The organism is Paracraurococcus ruber (assembly GCF_004353985.1).
Taxonomy (GTDB): domain Bacteria; phylum Pseudomonadota; class Alphaproteobacteria; order Acetobacterales; family Acetobacteraceae; genus Paracraurococcus; species Paracraurococcus ruber.
Map to the genome: position 1 here is coordinate 1 of NZ_SMOA01000601.1, position 1,043 is coordinate 1,043.

General features: G+C 80.6%; 1 protein-coding gene. It reads right to left on the reverse strand.

Annotated features, from left to right (window positions below):
• The coding region (locus E2C05_RS32010; protein WP_133223627.1) for a nitrate- and nitrite sensing domain-containing protein at positions 1-1,043 on the reverse strand (1,043 nt) is incomplete at both ends.

Below are 1,043 nucleotides of genomic sequence, written 5' to 3' on the forward strand. Positions count from 1 at the left end.
CGGCCGCGGCCGCCGCGCGGCCGGCCGCGGCGGCCAGCGCGCCGGTCATGCCACGCAGCCCGGCCACCCGATCGGCCACCTGGCCGACCGCCGCGGCGGTGGCATGCGTGATCTGCTCGGCCACCTCCTTCAGGCTGGCGGCACGGGCATCGGCATTGGCCGCCTCCAGCGCGGCCCGCTCCCTCTCGTGCTGGCGGGCGGCCAGCGCCATCGCGCGGAAGGCCTCGGTCGCGGCGATCAGCGACGCCACCTCGTCGCGGCCGCGCGCCGCCGGGACCGGCGTGTCCAGCCGCCCCTCGGTCAGGCCGCGCAGCGCCGCCACCACCGCCCGCAGCGGCCGGACCACGCGGCGGGCGACGAACCAGCCCGTGAAGCCCAGCAGCGCCAGGGCCAGGCCGAGCAGCGCCAGCTGCCGCGCCAGCGCCGCGGTCGCGGCGGCACGGTGCTGCGCATGATCCTCGGCCAGCGCCGCGGTCAGCGCCTGCTGCGCCGCCTGCAAACCGGCGATGGCGCGGGTCGCCGCCGCCCACCAGTCCGCCGCGGTGACGGGGGAGGGTTCGCCGGCCGCCAGCTTGGCCATCACCCGCGCCCGCAGCGGGTCGAAGTCATTCGCCAGCGCCGCCAGCGCCGCCTCCCCGGCCGTGGCGGCGGCCGGCGGCAGGCCGGGCAGGCGCAGCGCCAGCCGCGCCATCGCCCCGGCCTGCCGCCCACGCACCTGGCCCAGGCTGCCGAGTTCCGCCGCCCCCGGCGCCCGCCCGGCGGCGATGATGCCGTTCAGCAGGCCACGCTCCCGCCCCAGGAATTCCGCCAGCTCCGCCAGCCCGTCCCGGGTGACGTACAGCGCCTCCACCGTGCTCTCGCCCTGGCGGGCGGCCTCCAGGGCGCGGCGCAGCGCGGTCAGCGCGTCGATCCGGGCGGATGCGGCGGCGAACCAGGCGGCGGGCGGCGGCCGTCCTTCGGTCGCGCCGTCCAGCCGCGCGCGCAGCGCCGCCAGGGCAGCGGCGGCCTCGGCATGGCGGGTCAGGGCGGCGCGCACCCGCGGG